The following is an 18,283-nucleotide window of genomic DNA, read 5'->3' as shown; positions in this document are numbered from 1 at the left end:
CCACCCACACCCGCCGGCACCATCGCCGACATGGCAGGGTCTGGAACGTTCACCACGACGCTACGGGTCGCCACCTCGGTCCACTCCGATCACCACCGCGCGCATTGAGCCGCTGCCAAAAGCATGCGGAGTCGCCGATACTTCCAGCCGCGATCTTCGCTCAATCACTCATCGTTGCTGTCGGTAGTGGCCCCTAATGTGGATCTCGTCGATGCTGTCAACAACACACGACGATGACCTTACGGTGGATCAGCAGCGAAGGAAGAGCCGTGGCCAGGAGGGCGAACCAGAACGAACGCACCGGCAATGCCGGTATGGCTGCAGTGGACTATCAGCTCACCAAGATGGGATGGCAGCCATACAGGACCTCCCAGGGAGAGCTCGGTATCGACCTTCTCATCGAGGCTCGCGACGACGGCCTCTTCGATTACGGCCTCATGATCGCAGCGCAAGTCAAGACAGGCCCTTCGCAGTTCAACCCCAAGAAGGACCACACCGGAGAAATCATGGGATGGTGGTTCGAAGACACCAAGGGCGAGCACCTGCCATATTGGCGTGACCACGTGCTGCCCACCATCCTGATCCTCCACGACGAAGACACCGAGACCTCTTACTGGGTGCACGTCACCGCCGACTCGATCCAGTCCACCGGACTAGGAATGAAGATCCTTGTACCGAAGGACTCGACCATCGACCTGGACCACGTCGATGCTTTGATGGACGTCGCTGCCAGTGGACGACCGGCGTCAATCTGGGAAGGCAGCGCCTGGAACAGCCACACACCTATCGGGCGTGTCAATCGGCTCCGCTATGCCTTACTCACGCCGCGGTTGGTCGCGCCTCACCCTAATCTCGGGGTGAACAAGGCTACCCCGTTCGAAGCCATCGCTCTGCTCGTCAAGATGCGACTTCGCCCCCTTCAACCTCCTCTCCCGGGTCGGGAAGCCGCCGTTCCCGACCTCGATACCTGCCGGACCTCATCCGAATGGCTGTGGCGTCTGTATGCGGCTTTGTACGACGTGCTCGTCGACGGCAAGGACATCGATGCGGTCCGAAACCTCATCGAGGCAACGTCCAAGCCACACGAGCGGGCCGCAGCCAGCGCAATCGTCTGCGCACTACACGTCGAAAATCAAGATCCTCGAGCAGGCTTGGTCATCATCGAGCAGGCACTCGACACCGCCGACGACTACTACACCCCCGCCGACCGCTACTGGCTGCTCGTGCACAAGGCACGCTGCCTCACCGAACTCGGAGAACTCGACCAAGCCAGCAAGCTCGCGATCGAAGTGCAGCGCCTGCGCACCCTCGAACCCAACGACCCAACCGCCACCGCAATCGCCGGTGCCGGCACCGACATCATTTTCAACGTCAGCGGGTGGCGCAGCGACCTATCGAAAGTGATCGCCGGCCGCGACACACTCGCCGCGTGGTGGCGCAGCCAAGAGATCTCCTCCGGGCTTCAGCAACACTTCGACGACCACTTCCGCAACTGGACGACACACACCGCCGCCATACACGGCGACGGTGAGACATGGTTCCGGCTACGCGCGGCCAGCCTGATCGCAGGCATCGCGGCCGAGCATTCCGCCTGGCGTCATGCCTCTGCGCTTCTGGCCAAGCACATCCTCACCTTCGAAGCGGCTTCGTCAGATGCAGGCAAGACCACCACAGCGCTGACAGCGCTATGCCGCGCGGGCGATAGCAAAGCGCTCGAACTCGCCGTCAAGAGACTTCTCGATGCCGGTCCCGCGTCTGCCGCACAGGACGCCGCCGCCGAGGTCGACCTCAACACGTCGACCCGGACATCACTTCCTGCTGATCTCAAGCTCCTCGCCGAGGCGGCCGATGTACTCGACCACGACACCGCGGATCGAACGTGCCGATGGATCCTGTCGAACCTCGCCGATCTCGACGGTTTCGTCGAGCGCTTTCAACCCATCTTCTCCGCAGACCATGCACTGCTCGAGACTTTGACACGCCTTGTGCCGGTACTGTCCGACACCACTCTGCGGGAGCTGATCGACCATATTCTGTCTCTGTCCTCGAATGGAGACGTGGGGTGGGGACATGACTGGGCTCGGATCGTAAAGGCGATCCCCTCCACAGCGTGGACCCCGGACGATCACGTAGCACTTGCTGCCCGAGACAACGACGATTCCGAGCTCCGCCATGCCATCTCCACGGTCGTGGCCGAAGGCAGCCCCTCCCACCGCGACCGGCTTCGCGCCGAAATTCGTGAAGGGAACCTCGATGCTCTCGAGTCGTTCGGAGACGTGCGCGATCTCGACTCCGAGACCGTCGACGGGCTTTGTGACCATCTCGAACGTCGTATCGACAGCATGATCACGGACATGGGACGGGGAACATTCCGCATCTCCGCCCCCGATATCGGCGCCACCCTGGTCCTGATCAACGTATGGCACCGCGACCACGCCCGATGGGAACCCGTCCGCAAGCTTCTGACCTTCAGCGCCCCGACCTGGATGACCTATCTCAGCGGAATGCTGACCCATCTACGACGCCTCGCCGACCACATCCCCAACGACATACGCGTAATTCTGGTCGGCCCACTTCGAACCCTGATGCTCACCGGCGTCTCAGACCATCCGGTCAAGGAGGACGTGCGTGGCCTTGCCGGCGGTGCCCTCGCCGCGATCGATCCCGACTCCATCACCGACACTGAACTGCGGGAGTTGATGTGCGGCCCCACCCGCGAACACAAGGAAGCTGCCATCAAAATCATCGCCGCCCGAGGACTCGACAGAGCCGTCGACACATTGTGGGCGCTCTCCCGCGACAAAGACCCCTGGATACGCGCGATCGTGGTCAATCAGCTCACCTTCGCCGCCTCCCAGCACGACGACCCACGGCTTTCGGCACTACTGGAACGACTCCTGGACGATCACGGAACCCTCACCGCTCGCATGGCCGCTATAGCCCTACGTGACGCTCCACGATCCGAGCCTGGCGATCGCCTGGTAGAACAATTGCGCAACCACATCTCGGCTCAAGTCCGACGCTACGTCGCCAAGTACGAGGCGGAGGAAATGCAAACCGCCCACTGATCGCAGTGGCACCAGTTGAACCCAGAAGCACAGCGGTGGCGCCGAAGCGGTCGAGTCCGCTGACGCGGGGGACCATCAATAGCGCAGAATGCTCCGGGCGCATCGTCCGATAGCCGACCCACCGGGACGCGCGAGCCGACCGGTTCTGTGCTGCAATATATTCTGCTCACACGAAGCGCTCTCACACCGGTAGCGGGATACCCGTGCCGCCGTCTCCCGCAGGCCAGGCCATCACCTCAGCAGGCCATACCCGTTCGACCACTTCGGGCGAGGATTATCCGGCGGGGTGAGGTTGCGACGCGTGGTCGAGTCGACAACACCGGCCGCCCGCTCGGCCGCCTTTCGTGCTCTCCTCGACAGGCGTAGGTACTTGCCATACCACTCCGGCGGAAAGCTCAACTTGTCGAGCATCTCGATCTCGATCCGGCCCGGCGACACCTCGGTAAGCATGACACTGGCCGGATTGTACTTCCGACTGATCAGCGGAGCTTTATGGGTCTCGCAGTGCCTGGCAATCTTGCAAGTACGGCTGACGGTGGTGACTCGCCAGCCCTTGCGAGCGAACTCGCGGACTGCAGCATCGAGGGCGGCAGACATAATAGTTGCCCCTTGGAGACAGCAAATCATTTTCCGGGTAATACGACCGGTAACCGCAGGTTATCCGCGGCAGTCTATAGTTCGATCCATTTTTTGAGCCCATACATGGCCTCGCCTACATCGCTCAGACCAACAGACAGTTGACCCAAATTGTAGACGTGCACGACGATGCCGACCACTAGGTAGGCACACTGCAAAACCGCAAGGAAGGGGTGCCTTGACTCCTCCGTCGAACAGTGGGTTGATAGACGGGCGAAGGTGTGACCTCTAGACCAGCCACCCGAGATCGATACACCTTCGACGTGCAGCTCATGTTCGGCTATGTAGTGTCGGCGGGTTCTCGTCATCGTTGCAGCATTCGGGCGGTTGAGGGTTAATGTCCTTTCGCGGTCCCAGGGAGCCCTCCGGAGACCACACGGCCGACACCGTTCGCAGCCTTGACCGCCCGCGGATTACGGTGAACAGCACCCGAGACCGGCGCTGCGGCAGGCAGCTGCTCGCGTGCATTCTTCCGCAGACGTTCTACTTCCCCGGCTCGAAGCCCGAATGTGTCGTGTTGCATGTCGGCGGTGCGCGCCCTTTTGCGGCGCCCTGCAGCCTCCATGCCCCGACCAGTATGGTTCGTGCTACGCGAGCCGCGGTGAACGTTCTTCGATTTCCTCTGCGGGTTTTGCTTCTGAGGTTTCCCGCGTTGCGGTTCACCCGAAGAAGCTCGTGATGCGTCCACAGAGGCCGACGTGTTCGGCGTGCTGGCCGATGCGGGGCGTATCCCGTCTTCTCGCAGCTCGTGGGTGATAGCCAGCGCGTAGCGCGCCGCCCGAATCGCCCGCCGTCGCTGGCGTGGGTCCGAGTCGCCTAGCGTGCCTCGCTGCGCTTGCAGTAGTGCAGCATTCCGTTCATCGAGGCGTACACGCGCCTGAACAGACAGCTGGTCCGATGGCACCTCGATGCGCAGTGTGCGGCTGATCAGCCCGACCAATTCGCTGGCAGCGTAGCTCGAAGACGCGGAGATCCCGAGGTGATCCTCGAGTTCCTCGGCGAGGTTGAGCGCGACCACAGCATGGCGGAATGCGCGTGGGCGCAGAATCTCCCGGTTACGCGAGCACTGCATCTCGTTCGCCGTCGCGATGGCTGTCTCGATCTGCGGTAGCCGCTTGTCTTTGATCCCGAGTGTCCGACATCGGTCTGCGATTGCCTGGGCCTTCTTCATCACGATGTTGACTTCTCGGTGCCGCACGGCAGTGGTGTGGTGAATCCCGTTGCTCATGGCGACTCCCTTTCCTACCAGTGCGCCGGAGTGGACAAAGCGTGCCATATCCAACCGACGAGAATCGCACATTTACTGTCACCGCTCGAGGGGGTGGAGCGGGGCGGTCAGTTTCGAAGTGGAGGGACAGCCCGGGGGCACACCTGTTTTTTCATGGCGTCGATGGTCTCGGCGATCTCCTCTGCCCTGGTGGTCCACCAGTCGTCGCAGTAGAGCTCGGCCAGCTGCGCGCACAGCACGGTGGTGGCGTGCGTGAGCAGGTCGAAGGCCAGGCATGCTTGGGCAACGATGGTGGGCTCATCGTCGGGGTAGTCGCTCCGGTCCGGAACGGCGTGCACATCGACCGCTGAGGCAGGCAGTCGGCCGGCCTCGATATCAGCTGCTGCGTGTACGGACCGGATCAGCTCGTCGACGATGAAACATCCGCTGCCGGGCCGGGAGTCCACCATCGGGTACTCGATCGGTGGGGTCGGGGGTGCGGTGTCCACGCCGAGGATCTGCGCGATGTGAGCGCTGCGCATGTTCTCGGCGCGTAGCGAGTCGAGGGCCAGCATGCTGCCGGCGTCGACGAGCGGGGAGGTCGCCAGCCGGGTCAAGGTGCGCAGGTCCGCCGCGGCGGCGGTCAGGACCGCCGACGTCGATCTGTGGTGGCAGTGGGTCATCAAGGCGGCGGCGTCGGACACGGTGGTGCAGATCCGGCCGAACAGGGCGGCGCTGCAGGTGACTTCCAGGTCGGGTTCGGGCAGCAGCGGCGCGGTGTGGCCGGCCAGTCGGGTACGTGCTTCGCTGCGCAGCGCCTCGAGCGGGACGTCGAAGGATGCCTGCACGGTGGTGACGGTGGCGGCGACGATGCGGGCGGTGCGGTCGATGCGGCGGTCGGCGGTGCGCGCGCGGGGGAGCTGCGCGACGAACGCGTCGAGCAGCTCCCCCACCGGTCGGTGCGAGATGTTCACGCGGCGTCTCCGAATTCTCCCGTGGCGGTGCAGCGCTGGTAGGCGGCTCGGCCGAGCCTATGCGTCCAGGTGCGTTCCTCCGGCAAAAAGATCCCGCCGCGCTGCCCCCAGCATGCGGACTCGAAGCGGACATCGGCGGCGATCACTCGTCGTGCTGCGGGAAGCAGGTCCCGGTCACCGGTGAACGCCACGATCGCCTCGGTGCGTCCGGAGCGGGCCGCATCGTCCATGGCGAACGCCAGACTGGTATCGACTTCCTTCTGCCGGAACCCGCCGTCGGGCAGGTACTGCAGCGGTCGCAGGTGAACGATCACCTCGCCGGAAGCTTCGACCTGGTGTTTCCAGGCGAGCATTCGGTGGTGGTCGAGCGGTCGGCGGTCCGGGTCGTGGAGGCCGTCGAAGACGTGCACGGTACCGAGTTCGCTGGACCGGTGGCGCAACGCCAGGATCTCGCAGGCAGTGGCGAGAGGATCGGGGGTGCGAGAGCCCACGCGCCAACCGAAGGCTGTACGTGCCGAACGGATCACGTACCCCATGTCGAGGAACACATCGACACGGTCCCGGACACCGGAGGTGGATCCGATCGACCGATCCTGCGGGTCCGGGGTGGGCACCAGGCGCAGCTGGGGGCGGATGGTGCGGACAGGATGGGACAACGGGGAAATGCTCATGGTGATCCTCGATCCGAATGGTGTTGCGGAATTTGGTGGTTTCGGTGCCGGCAGACACGACGTTAGCGCACCCGAGGGGCAGGCCGCACGCGCGAAATCGACTGCGCCGCAATACTTCAATGAAACGATTGTTTGCGGTCCATTTTCTTCATAGAAGGCATAGAAGCGAGGCGGGGACGGTGATTATTTGTAGGCTTTGCCGCCAAAAAGCTGGAAATATAAAGAAAATTCGACGACCAGCGGCAATGCTCTCCGATGCGCCTCGTCTCGGCAGCATCCGCCCGACCGCAAAGAGGGGCGGGGATGCTCGTTGCGACAGTGAAATATAACGATTTTGCATCGACTGGAGTGACAGTCGTGGCTGAGGCGGATATGGCGGCCATATCTGATCTACCCGCAGGCTCTCTCGGATCAGAAGCTGGCCTCCCTGCGTTGCTCGAGACCGCAGGTGTCGCGAATGGACGCCGACCGCCAAAGCCGGGTTCTGAGGCGTGTCATATCGTCGGGCCAATCATTCTCCGGCTAACAGATGGGACGCTGCCGCCAGTGAGGGGAGGGGCCGCGATGACACGAATACGGCTCACACCCCGGCCAGCACACCACATCCGACAGATCGACCTCCCCGCTCCACGATGACTCCTGGATGACCCGCTCCAGCAGGCGCAGAAAGTCCGACAGCATCTCCAGATTCGGACCGCCGCAATCGACGATCTGGCTCGGCCGGTGTTGCCGCACACCAGTTCGAGATTCCGCCATCACCATCAAACCCGGATCGTGATGGCGGATCGTTGGCACTGGGACGCCGGTCCTCGATACCGTGGAGCAAAGCCCGACTCCGGAGGACAGAATGCCGAAGCGAGCCGCCAGCGGGCGCACTATCGCACTCGAGGAAGCTATCGCCGCCGCGGGCGACGAAGGATCCGCCACCCTCGGTCTTCCCGACAAGGTCGAGCTAGGACAGGTCGCGTTCACCTTCATGTTCGACACCGGAGACGGATTCTCTGCACAAGACATCACGTTCGACTGGGAGGGTGTCGCGTGGCTCACCTGGTCCCAGGACATCTCCGAACACGAAGGCGGACTGTCCGCCGGCTCGAGTTCCCCGGTGCATGGTTGGGCCTCGTGGAGCAATGGATCCGATCTGCTCCTGGCCTACACCTGGCCCGAAGTCTCCATCGACGGATGGGCGCACGTCCCCGGCGGTGCGCCAGGGGAAGAAGGCGAACATCCAGAGGATGCACTGTATGAACCGCAGGCTTGGGTCGAGCTGGCCAGGACGATCGTCGGTGTCCTACACGAAGGCGAAACGTCGGAGTGGACCGGCCGAACCTACCGTTAGTACGCCCGCGGCAAGTGCCCACATCGCACCGACCCACATCCGCAGGTGGGTGAGGTCCCCAACCCCTCATACCGTCTAACCGAATGAGCCAGCCCGGGTGTCGATCCTTCTCGGAAGAAGCGCTTCCAGCTCTGGAGTTCCATAGGTGAGCAGTGCAATGTCTTCCGTGCTGTGGTCACTCACGTCGCGGTCGAAGGTCACAGCGCGCGTGTCTTCAGGGCCCTCTGAGGTGCGGTAGGCGCCGGCAGAGGTTGTCCCGGCTTGGCTCGAGAACGAATGGGTGGGTACCGGTGTGGGCGTGGTGAGCCGGTACACGCCGGGCTTCTCCTCGACCGGCTCCAACAATGGTGCGGTCAACGGATTCGTGGTCAGGATCTGTTCCAGATCGGACAGTCCGAGATCCCCCTGCAGCATGGGGGGAGGTTCTACCTCGTCGGCCGAGTCCGGGGCGGTGCCGAGATCGGTCACCTGCACCGCGCGAGTGTGGAGCTGTTCCACTTCGCCCTTGAGTGCGTCGACCTGGTCGGCGACGGCTTCGTCGCTGCCGTCGCCCAACGCGAGTTGTTCGATGGCCTTTTCGATGTTGCCCAGGACCGGGGCGGCGTCACCGACGATGTCGGTGAAGTCGCCGTAGTCTTCGGCGATGCCTTCGTAGACGCGTTGCTCGACGGTGTCGGCGTAGAAATAGTTGGTGACCTGGATGTGCTCGTAGCTGGCTCCGATCCGGTCGACGCGACCGATGCGCTGTTCGACGCGCATGAGGTTCCACGGCATGTCGTAGTTGATCAACCGACCGCAGGTTTGCAGGTTCAGGCCCTCGCTCATCGAATCGGTGCCGATGAGCACGGTCAGGTCCCGGTTGCGGAACCGTTCCTTGATCTCGGCTTTGCTGACCTCCTGCCAGCTGATGGTGGCGGGGTCGTAGATCTGACCGCCGCGCCCGGAGTAGCAGCCGATCCTGGTGATGCCGGCGGCGATGAGGCGTTCGCGGATGTAGTCCATGGTGTCGGTGTACTGCGTGAACACCACGACGCTGTCGTAGGTGAGCAGAGATTCGTTCACGTCGGTGACCAACCGTGTTGCTTTGGTGTCCTCACCGGTGATCTTGTTCAGCTCCGCCAGGAACAGGCGCAGCTCGTGCAACTCGCCGTGCAGGAGCGCGGAGGATGCATCGAAGGTTTCCGGGTCGAACAGCGCGTCCTCGACGTCGGCGTTGTCGTCGTCGGCGAGCAACTCGGCCAGGCTCAGACCGTTCTCGAGGACGTCGAGACGGCGGGTCAGTGATTTCTTGATCGCTTCGAACGACGACGTCAAGCGTCGGCGGTAGACGGTCATGATGAAGCCGAGAGCCTGGCTGGACTGATCGCTCTTGTACGCGTTGTAGTGCCGGCGGATGTATTGCTCGATCCGGTCGTAGAGCCGGCGCTCGGCCGGCGCGAGCTCGATGAACACATCGTCGACGTGCCGATACGGGATGATCACGTCCTCGGCGATGATCCCGGCGTTCTGATATTCGCGCAGTGTCGATCGGGTGTTGCGGAAGACCCGGTCCCGCATCGGGGTATGACGGCGCAGCCACCGATCCATCCATTCGGACGTCTCATTCGGCATCTGTGCTCGTGCCTCCGACGAAGGCGGGTTGTCGGCCAGCGCGGTGACCGCGTATGCGTCGACGAATCCGAGTGCCTCGTCGACCTGTGCTTCGAGCCGGGTGTCGCGCTCGGCGGCCGGGTCGGCGAAATAGTCGTTGAGCATCGTGCACAGCAATTTCCAGTTGCGCACCTGCGCACTGACGCGGAGCCGCTCGAAGTATTCGAGGAAGTTGTGGGCCGATTCCGCCCACCGGCCCGTCAGGCCGAGCAGGGAGATCAGGTCCCACGCCTCATGCGGGTTCATCTGCATCGGTGTCGCCGACGCGAGGTAGAGCGCCTTCCACATCTGCTTCTCGCGCATCTCCAGCAGCAACGCAAGCAGCGAGTTCGGGGTGTCGGTCGGTTTTGCGCCGCGACGCCGGGCATGGTGTGCCTCGTCGACGAGCACGACATCCCATGGGCCGGCGGCGAGGATGTCGCGGCGGCGGTCCCGCCGACGTGCCAGGTGGCTCGACGCCAGCACGATCGGAAACGCCGACCACGGATTGGTGCCGGGTGCAACGGGTATCGGTTGGTCGTGCCGGTCGACGAACTCGCCTTTGTCGTAGCGCGGCACATCGAGGTTCATCTTCTCGTGGAGCTCTTCCTGCCACTGCCGCATCACCGAGGCAGGAACCAGAAGCAACGCGGTGCGGGCCTTGCCGGACAGGAACAACTCCCGCAAGACCAGGCCTGCTTCGACCGTCTTGCCGAGGCCGACCTCGTCGGCGAACAGGTAGCCACGCGGATAGGTGCGCACCACGCGGTCGATCAGCACCGCCTGATGCGGCAACGGTTCCACCTGTGCGGTACCGACCCCCACATAGGCAGAGCGGGTCGGACGTGCAGTGAGCTCGACCAGCTGTGCCCATGCCTGTTCGTCGTTGACCGTCTGCGGCTCATCGACGACGACCTCGGCGTCGGTGTCGGCCTGCTCCCTGGAGGGGGGCAGGGGCTGTGCGTCCGGAGCGTGCTCGATGAGTCGTTGGCGAACGGCCTGCGGCAGCGGCACCACGGCCCATCCCTGGTCGGGTTTGGAGTTCCAGTGCTGCTCGAAGTCATCGGTGGCCGTCTTACCGTTCCACTCCCACACCGCGGTCATCCAGGACGGGTAGACATCGAAGGTCTCGTGATTGGCCACCCAGGCCCGGCCGGAGGCGTTGTTGGATCCAGTGAAGGCCACCTTGTGGCCGTAGCGGTCGGTGAACACCCCGTATTTGGTGTGGAAGTAGCGTCCGGACTCGGCGTAGGTCAGCAGACGATCCCCGTCACAGGGCACGCCGACCCGGATCTCCAGATGATCGTGCGCCACCATCCACGCCAGGACACTCAGATGCGCGTCTTCGACGATCTTCGCGCCTTCCAGATCCGGATCGGCCAACATCCGGGCAGCCAACGCCTCGTCCAGCGGTGTGCCGGACAACACCGCGTCGATGTCGGAGCGGGTCAGTTGCGCGCCGACGATGAGCCGCATCCTGCCCCCATTGGCCAAGAAGTGGGCCGTCCCCTGGGCAGCAAACTGTAGTTCCGCCGCCGACCAGTACCCCACTGCCCGGTCGTAGGCGATCGCACGCGAGAGCATCGGAATGTAGAAGGTCGTCAATGGCCGATCGTCCGGTGTGTACCGGGCTTGGATCGGCAGACTCGGGAACGAGTCGCCGTCGTTCCCGTCGGGAATATCCAGCGCCTGCTGGTGGGGCCGCCCCGTATCAGACGGCCCCCACAGCGAGGCTTCGTGTGCAGCAGGCGGCATCGGTTCAGGCCTCGAACAACGATCCCTGCTCCGCGGCCGCCACTAGATCTTCGGCTTCCGGGAGTGTGACCGTGGGGAAGTACAGGGTGCACAAGGTATCGAGCAGCCCGGCCTCCGGGATGACCCAGGTGCCTTTCGCCTTCGTCCGTGGAATTGCGTTGACCAAACCCTGCACAGTGGCGAGGAACCCGCCATCGGAGGTGTATCCGTGGCGGTCGAGGAACCGCTTCGCCGCCGGCATGCCGTCCACATCCGCGATGTACAGCGCGGTGTCGACCGCATCGATCATGTACTCGAACTTCGCTGCTTCCGGCCGCACACCCGGCAGTTCACTGTCGACGTCGCGGCGCAGCCGATCGGCCGGTGCGAGCAATTCCACCGAACCGGACTTCTTCTTCACGATCTTCGCTCGTTCCAGGGCTTCCACATCCAGACCACCGACCGCAAGAGCAAGCAGCCGCGCAGTGTCGTAGGGGAATTCACGCGCCCCGAAGATGTCCCATGCCATGAGCACGAAATCGGTCACATCGTCGACGTGAGCAGCCTTGCCGATCAGCCGGGCACGCCGCAACTGCACAACTTCCTCGCGTGCCAGATCGAGGGCATCTTCGGGACGAAGCAGCTTATCTCGGCCCTCGTCATCCGGGACCGACGAGTACACCGGCCAGTTCCGCGAGATCACCGACAATGTCGGACCGTAGGTCGACAGCAACAGATCGACACCGTCGATACCGTCCTGCTGGAACCGCCGGGCTGCTGTTCGCGCGGCGTCGCGGATCTCACTTTCGATGTCGTCGAGGTACACACGCCCCCGGTCACGATTGTCATCGCGCTTGCGGCACACCAGCATGATCGTCGAGGCCGCGGAGTTCATGTTCGCCTGATGCAGCGAGTGCTCGAACTCCGTATTGACTGGCCATGAGGTCTCGATGGTGAATCCAGCCTGGAGTAGACCCATACCGAGGGTGTCCCAGGCCTCGGCCCGCTTGTGGGTGAACATCACCGATAACACACCGTCATCCCGCAATACACGACGCGCTTCGGTGAAGATTGCGGTCATCTTCGACTCATAGTCGAGATCCGCCAGCTCCTTCCTTCGACGCCCCATGGCCGCAAAACGCGAAGGGTTTGCGACTGCCTCATTCTCTTTGTCAGTGAGCGCGTCGTTGAAGAACTCTGGGACTAGAGCGCCCAGTGTGCCCTTCTCCCAGACATAGAAGTAGTCAGCGAGTTCCGCGTACATTACGTTGTCGTAGTAGGGAGGGTCCATACAGACGTGAGCAATAGATCCAGTTGCCCACGGAAGTTCAGCGGCATTTCCTTGGCGAACTTCCACTGCAGTTTTCCGCCTGCCAGCACCCGACGTCAATGTCTCGGATTCACCCACAGCAAACATTGCGGATAGGTCCCTATATGATTTCAGCGCTTGACTTAACGCCCATCCATAAATATCATGAGCCCCCTCCATCTCCGCAAATGTCCATTTCATCGCAAAGTTGTGACTATCGAATACGCTACGCATGCGCTGATAGTTCACGTTCCACGAGGAAAGTCTACTATTCCAGTTGAGCGCCTTGCCCTGCATCGCCGCCAACTCAAAAAGAACAGCGTTCGCACAATCATTTCCAAGATCCTCACGGACCTCGGAAATAATTTCTCTGAACTCCGCTCCGAACGTTCCATGAACCAGCAGTTGACGGTCTGTAAAGAAGTCCGCCCACGTTTTCATCCCGTACATGAGGGGGCGCATATCGTTCCCCTCCGGGAAATCTTCGGTCGGGAGGATTCCTTGCGCCTCCCACAACGCGCGCACTTCCCGCAAGCGCTCACTTGCGGCGCGCAACGCCTCCCTATCCCCGTCTGTAGGAGCACGAAAATCAGTATCCCCGTTCGGCTTCACCACAGATACGGCGTACAGCATCTGATACATTCGCCCGGATTGCGCTTCGCTCTTTATGTATTCACTGTCGATAACCAGGTTATCGTACGGACTGATTCCACTCCCCCGCCGGATCGTCCCCCGTGCCGCGTCTTCTTTATCGACCCCTCTGCCAGAAACTACACGTATACGAGGCTCTTCGAGGGGAATTCCGTTCTCCTCGAAAACGAGAACCACAGCAGACTCCTGGTCTTTCGCCTTCCTCAACCACTTGTCCGGAAGAAGAGGGACGATTCGTCCCGTACGAGGGCAATGCACCGCATTTACCCAAATGTACCGAGCTATTTTTTCTCCAGGTTGCGCAGGGAAATACGGTGCCAACGCTTCGGTCACCCGGTCCACAAGTATCCCGCCCCATTTTTTCAACGGGGCGTTGAGTTCACTTCCGAACTTGGCTGGCAAGGCCACACTTGCGTGCAGAACAGACGCTGCAACACCATTGAGGTCGTTCGCAAAAGTTGGGAGCCCAAGCCTTGCCGAAGCGAAAGGGATGCTTCCACCCCCAGCAGTGGGATCCGCGATTACTGGCAACTCACCCCAAGTCCAGACAAGGATCTGATGGAGAATTTGCAAGTCGGATTCGTCCGGATTATACCGATAGGCTTGTTTGTAGCCGAAAGGGTTATGCTTGAGCCGAATTCCGGCCAGCGCGGCGGCTTCTTTCTCTGCATGCGCTCCCAGGACATCTCCACGGATTCCTACCAGGTGCAACAACCAACGCCGGTAGGCGCTTACTGACTGTACTTGTGGCGCAGCGGGGAACGCAGCTGCGAGCTCCTCTGACCATGGAGGCAGCACTCCTCCGAGAACAACCGCAGCGGATGCCACGAGGGGACGGCGCGCCCACCATATGTGCAGATACGACAGCGGGGGTAGTGCGGATGAGGCTGCTCGTTCGCGGCGGGATTCGATGCCAAGTTCGGCGACGGGGAGCCAGTCTTCGATGAGGACACGGGGTTTGGTGTTGGTCATATTCGTCTTTCAGTCGCGGTCGCCGGAGAGAAGGATTCGGAGTGCTTTACGAGCTCGGGAAAACTCGGCTCCGATGCACTTGGAGTACCAGTAATAGGTTTCCTCAACGCTCATCGCGTTGATGCCGGCGACAATTTCCCGGACGCGTGCGTGTTTGGTGATCGGCGCAGTGGTGAGCAGGATCAGCGCCAGCCGAACGCCTTCGACCTCGTGGATTCGGATCGGCTTTTTCCGCGTGAACGCCAGGACACTCGGGGCATGCCCGGAACCACGGACCGCGGCGAACACCGCGTCGGTGATCCGCCCGACCTGAGCGGGTCCGGTACTGGTGACCCGAGCGGACAAGGCGCTGTCATCCTCGCCGTAGGTTTCGTCGAGAACCAAACCAAAGGTATCTGCGCGGCCGGGAACAACGGTGATCCGGAAGGCCCGTGTCGCCGCTACGGCCGTCAAATGAGGGGTGCGCTCGGTGCGCTTTGCTTGTGCGGTCATCGGGCTGCCTCCGCGCTCATCTGGGTGTGCTGAAGCTGCAGGTTCTTGATCACCGTTCGGATCTGCTCGATCTCGGGGCTGTCCACCACGACTGGGGGCTCGAAGGTGATGTCGAGGGTCAGGTCTCCGGCGATCTTCGCGGCGCCGGTCAGTGCCTTCTTCACGTTGCCATAGGCACTTTGGAAGTCGGCGCGCTCGGCAGTACCGCTGAACTGCACGCCGCCCTGGACGTTCTTGTACTCGGCTCGGATGGTGCTCTTGACCGTCACCGCGTACTTGGGGAGCATCCCGAGCGCTGCGACAGCGAGATCGAGATCGCTGGTGCCTTTGTCGCTGTCGGCAGTGACCTTGACAGTCAGTCGGCGGATGGTGCGGATGGTGAAGTCCGAGACCTGATCGATGAGGGTGTCGATCGCAGTGCCTCCGGCCCCAGTGGCAGTGAACGTCTTGGTGTTCACGGTGCGGGTGGGGATCTCGATGCCGAGATTGTCAGCGTCCTCGCGGGTGAGGATGTGCAGGGAGTCGAGGCCTTTGTCTTTGATGGCGCTCGGTGACAGTGCCCGGACACCGGAAGCCGGTTCGGTGTCGACGACGATGATCGTCTTGTAGTCGCCGGCCTGGACCGCTGTTGCGAGCACCTCGAGGACGTCGCTCTTCGACGGTTCGCCGCCGCACTCGGCTTCCAGGCGTGTCCGAAGTTCCGCTCCGGTGATTCGGTCGCCGGTGAACACGGCCCGAAGGTCGGCTTGGGTGGGTTTGCGGACCAGCAGGCCCCGTTTTTGGGCTTCGGCGGCGGTCATGATCTCGGCGTCGCTGCGGAAGGCGATGTTCATGCCGGCCATGGTGTGGGCGGTGAAGGCTTTGCCGGTGCTGCCGTCGTAGTAGACCCAGCCTTCGTTCTTGATGCCGTTGGTCAAAGCTTCCCGCAGCAGGGAGGCGTTCTGGACGATGGGCACGCTGTGGTCGATCCAGAAGTAGTCGACCAGGTCGGCGGTGGTGACGGACTCGATCTTTTGCCAGGTCTTCGACCGCAGGTAGGAGGCGGTGAACGAGTCGGAGCGGATCTTGAGCTCGTCCTTGAGCAGGGTGATCACCGCGGTGGTGGCGTTCTTGGTGTCGCCTTGTGCCTGCGGGGGAAGTTCTTTGTGCCGCAGATGGTGGTTGGCTTTGTCGTTGACCGGATAGTAGATGTGCTTGTAGCAGCGGTTGACAGCGATGCGAGCTTCGAGTGAGGCCTGCTTCTGGTACGCCTCGATTTTCTTGCGGATCTCGGCGCTGAACTGGCTCAACCGGGGGGTATCGGCGGCGAGACTGTCCGCGGCGATGAGCGCGCGGGCTCGGTCTTTGAGGGTGTCGATCTGGTCGGTGTCGGCGATCGCGAAGACCACACCGTTGCGGAACTTGCGAGGGGAGCCCACCGACCCGGATTTGTCGAACATGTCGACCACGAGCGTCGGGGCGGATTCGGCGCTGCGCGAGTTCACCGACAGCACGCGATAGTCGAGGACGGCGACGCGCAGTTTCGCTTCGTCGGCGATGTCGACCGGTCCGGACGGGAAGTGCACGGCGTTGACTCCGCCGTCGTTGGTGAAGGCGCGGGTGACGAGTTCGTCGACCACCGCGGCGACGCGGGTGTTGGCGACGTTGCGTTTTTCGGCTTCGATGATGGCGTTGACGTTGGGTTCGACGTTGAATCGCCACCTGGCCCCGTCGAAGGACAGATGCCAGAACACCTTCTCCGACTCGGTCAGTGCCTTCTCGAAGACATTTGCGTCCTCGCCCGGGCGCAGGGTGCCGATGAGCCAGTCGTTGCGGCCGGCGCCGGTGTTCGTTTTCATCTCCAGCGAGTGCGTGAACACCGTGCGGGCGACGCGGGTCGCGTAGTGCGGCTTGCCGGGGAAGATGTCGGCGTCGACCGCGGCGGCGTGGGACTGTGGTCCGGCGAAGTCACCGATCGCCACTGAGGCGAATTCGCCGCGGCCGAGGCCGTCGGTGAGGTGGTTGAGGACCGGGGCGTCGGAGTAGTCGATGTCGCCGACGTTGATGATCGCGATGTCCTTGCCGTCGCGGTAGATACCGGCGACGACCTCGGCGAGCAGTTTCAGCGCGCCGCGGGCGCGCTGAAACTGGGGGATGTCGCCGAGGCGTTTGTCGAGTACTCGCACCAGCTCCGGGTGGAACGGATACGTTGCGGCGACCTGGTCGCCGTAGGTGACTGGCTGTTCCGGGCCGCCGGCCAGTGTTTCGGTCTTGCCGAGGGTTTCGTAGAAGTTTCGGTAGGCGTCTGCTGCGCCGCGGGCTGCAGTCGGGTCGACGCTCTGGAACAGACGGGTCTTGAGGATCTCGCCGATCTCGTTGTCGGCGGCGGGTTTGATGACCGCGGCCGGTTGGACAGCGCGGGTGAGCACATCGGCGGTCTCGGCCACGGCGTCGCTCGCTGCGGACGAGCCGTCGTCGAGCAGTTCGGTAATCTCGGTGGTTTCTTCCCCGAATGCGTTGGTGGCCGCGGCGAGGGTGATGATGACCGACACCTGGTTGGTGGGGTCGGAGGCGACCTCGAAGAGGTTACCCAGGAACACCGGAATCGCTTTGGCCATCCGGCGCACGTCTTCGCTGCCGGAGGAGGTGACCTGGCGGATGTACTTGGCGATCTCGTCGATGATCACGATCGTCGGTCGGCCGCCCAGCGCGGATTTGATCGTGGCGGTGCCGGGTGCGGTGCGTTCGACGTCGCTGGCCTTCATCACGTCGAAGGCACCGTCGCCGATTTGTGCGGCCATCTCGCCCCACAGGGTGTAGGTGCGGTGGCCGCCGGTTTCGACGCCGGCGACCGGATCGAGTGCGTCACCGACCAGGGCGGCGATCTGCACCGGACCGTCAGGTAGAACCGCCGGATCGACGAAGTCGGCGATGTTCGCCGGACGTGCGCCGCGGGCGAGGTGGTAGACCGCGGTCAGGCCGTGGGTCTTGCCGCCACCGAACGAGGTTGTCGGTCGCAGCACGCCGTTCTCGGCAGCGACACCTTTGGTGCCGCTGACGCGGCCGAACGTCTTGGTCAGCAGGGTGCGCAGACCAGTCGTCGGGTAGGTCTGGGCGAAGAAGGCGTCGGGGTCGCCGTAGACCGGGTAGTGGGAGGCGTCGCGGACGACTTTGTCGAGCTGGGCGGCGAAGTGGTTGTCGGCCAAACCTCCCGATAGCACGTCTTCTCGCGGTACGCACACCGTTCGCAGCGTTGCCAACCCAGCATTGTCGGAATCTGCCATCTTCCGCTACTTCCTGCTTTCACTTCTGGTGCTGTCCGAAGGCTCGTGGTCGGCCTGGACAGGTCGTTCCGCCGCTATAGGCGGTGGGGCTTTCTCGAGTCGAGCGATCCGGGCCCAGTGGTCATACCCCGCCGGCCGGAACCTGGGGTTCCTCTCGTGCAATGCGGCGCAGGTGTTCGCGGGTGTATCCGGTCCTGCGCACCAGATCCGACTGCCGTGCCCCGTCACGCAATGCGGATCTGATCGCGGAATACAACTCATCGCGTGTTTCCTCCACGCGTCGTTGCGCACGAGTGTGAGCTGCGAGCGCTTTGTCGAGTCGATCCATGCACGAAAGG

Annotated in this window: 11 protein-coding genes; 3 read left to right on the top strand and 8 right to left on the bottom strand. The window is 62.8% G+C overall.

What is annotated here, in order from left to right:
• The first annotated feature begins 269 nt into the window (after positions 1-269).
• Positions 270-3,068 (top strand): DUF4365 domain-containing protein, encoded by a 2,799-nt coding sequence (locus tag AC0LPE_RS06900; protein ID WP_490605869.1) that lies wholly within the window; start codon positions 270-272, stop codon positions 3,066-3,068.
• Positions 3,069-3,299: 231 nt separating this feature from the next.
• Here the strand turns inward: AC0LPE_RS06900 and AC0LPE_RS06895 are convergent, their stop codons facing one another.
• The 4 genes from AC0LPE_RS06895 to AC0LPE_RS06880 form a co-directional block, all read right to left on the bottom strand.
• A complete protein-coding gene (locus tag AC0LPE_RS06895) occupies positions 3,300-3,665 on the bottom strand; it encodes a hypothetical protein (protein ID WP_490605868.1) in 366 nt (121 codons plus the stop codon).
• A gap of 373 nt (positions 3,666-4,038) precedes the next feature.
• A complete protein-coding gene (locus tag AC0LPE_RS06890) occupies positions 4,039-4,932 on the bottom strand; it encodes a hypothetical protein (protein ID WP_490605867.1) in 894 nt (297 codons plus the stop codon).
• A 107-nt stretch (positions 4,933-5,039) separates the two neighbouring features.
• The gene (locus AC0LPE_RS06885) at positions 5,040-5,885 is read right to left on the bottom strand and encodes a hypothetical protein (RefSeq protein ID WP_490605866.1); all 846 of its coding nucleotides are present in this window, start codon (positions 5,883-5,885) and stop codon (positions 5,040-5,042) included.
• Positions 5,882-6,556, bottom strand: a complete 675-nt coding sequence (locus AC0LPE_RS06880) for an NYN domain-containing protein (RefSeq protein ID WP_490605865.1) — start codon at positions 6,554-6,556, stop codon at positions 5,882-5,884. Before AC0LPE_RS06880 ends, AC0LPE_RS06885 begins: the two co-directional genes overlap by 4 nt.
• On the opposite strand from AC0LPE_RS06880, the gene AC0LPE_RS06875 reads away from it, so the two are divergent.
• The gene (locus AC0LPE_RS06875; RefSeq protein ID WP_490605864.1) at positions 6,555-6,710 is read left to right on the top strand and encodes a hypothetical protein; all 156 of its coding nucleotides are present in this window, start codon (positions 6,555-6,557) and stop codon (positions 6,708-6,710) included. The genes AC0LPE_RS06880 and AC0LPE_RS06875 overlap by 2 nt on opposite strands.
• A gap of 693 nt (positions 6,711-7,403) precedes the next feature.
• On the top strand, positions 7,404-7,895 hold the full coding sequence (locus AC0LPE_RS06870; RefSeq protein ID WP_024100481.1) for a hypothetical protein: 492 nt from the start codon (positions 7,404-7,406) through the stop codon (positions 7,893-7,895).
• 75 nt (positions 7,896-7,970) lie between these two features.
• Here AC0LPE_RS06870 and AC0LPE_RS06865 read toward each other — a convergent pair whose 3' ends face one another.
• The 4 genes from AC0LPE_RS06865 to AC0LPE_RS06850 form a co-directional block, all read right to left on the bottom strand.
• On the bottom strand, positions 7,971-11,000 hold the full coding sequence (locus AC0LPE_RS06865; protein WP_490605863.1) for an SNF2-related protein: 3,030 nt from the start codon (positions 10,998-11,000) through the stop codon (positions 7,971-7,973).
• A 283-nt stretch (positions 11,001-11,283) separates the two neighbouring features.
• On the bottom strand, positions 11,284-14,190 hold the full coding sequence (locus tag AC0LPE_RS06860; protein ID WP_490605862.1) for a DUF1156 domain-containing protein: 2,907 nt from the start codon (positions 14,188-14,190) through the stop codon (positions 11,284-11,286).
• A 9-nt stretch (positions 14,191-14,199) separates the two neighbouring features.
• On the bottom strand, positions 14,200-14,682 hold the full coding sequence (locus AC0LPE_RS06855) for a DUF7680 family protein (protein ID WP_490605861.1): 483 nt from the start codon (positions 14,680-14,682) through the stop codon (positions 14,200-14,202).
• Positions 14,679-17,945, bottom strand: a complete 3,267-nt coding sequence (locus AC0LPE_RS06850) for an ATP-binding protein (protein WP_490605860.1) — start codon at positions 17,943-17,945, stop codon at positions 14,679-14,681. Before AC0LPE_RS06850 ends, AC0LPE_RS06855 begins: the two co-directional genes overlap by 4 nt.
• Between the last annotated feature and the right edge of the window lie 338 nt (positions 17,946-18,283).

It is taken from the genome of Rhodococcus sp. S3 (assembly GCF_058211795.1).
This window is presented reverse-complemented; position numbering and strand designations above follow the sequence as displayed.

What these genes read in the sequence shown, in the direction of transcription:
- AC0LPE_RS06895 (WP_490605868.1), bottom strand. Translation starts at nt 3,665, where the DNA reads ATGTCTGCCGCCCTCGATGCTGCAGTCCGCGAGTTCGCTCGCAAGGGC.
- AC0LPE_RS06890 (WP_490605867.1), bottom strand. Translation starts at nt 4,932, where the DNA reads ATGAGCAACGGGATTCACCACACCACTGCCGTGCGGCACCGAGAAGTC.
- AC0LPE_RS06875 (WP_490605864.1), top strand. Translation starts at nt 6,555, where the DNA reads ATGGTGATCCTCGATCCGAATGGTGTTGCGGAATTTGGTGGTTTCGGT.
- AC0LPE_RS06880 (WP_490605865.1), bottom strand. Translation starts at nt 6,556, where the DNA reads ATGAGCATTTCCCCGTTGTCCCATCCTGTCCGCACCATCCGCCCCCAG.
- AC0LPE_RS06870 (WP_024100481.1), top strand. Translation starts at nt 7,404, where the DNA reads ATGCCGAAGCGAGCCGCCAGCGGGCGCACTATCGCACTCGAGGAAGCT.
- AC0LPE_RS06865 (WP_490605863.1), bottom strand. Translation starts at nt 11,000, where the DNA reads ATGCGGCTCATCGTCGGCGCGCAACTGACCCGCTCCGACATCGACGCG.
- AC0LPE_RS06860 (WP_490605862.1), bottom strand. Translation starts at nt 14,190, where the DNA reads ATGACCAACACCAAACCCCGTGTCCTCATCGAAGACTGGCTCCCCGTC.
- AC0LPE_RS06855 (WP_490605861.1), bottom strand. Translation starts at nt 14,682, where the DNA reads ATGACCGCACAAGCAAAGCGCACCGAGCGCACCCCTCATTTGACGGCC.
- AC0LPE_RS06850 (WP_490605860.1), bottom strand. Translation starts at nt 17,945, where the DNA reads ATGGCAGATTCCGACAATGCTGGGTTGGCAACGCTGCGAACGGTGTGC.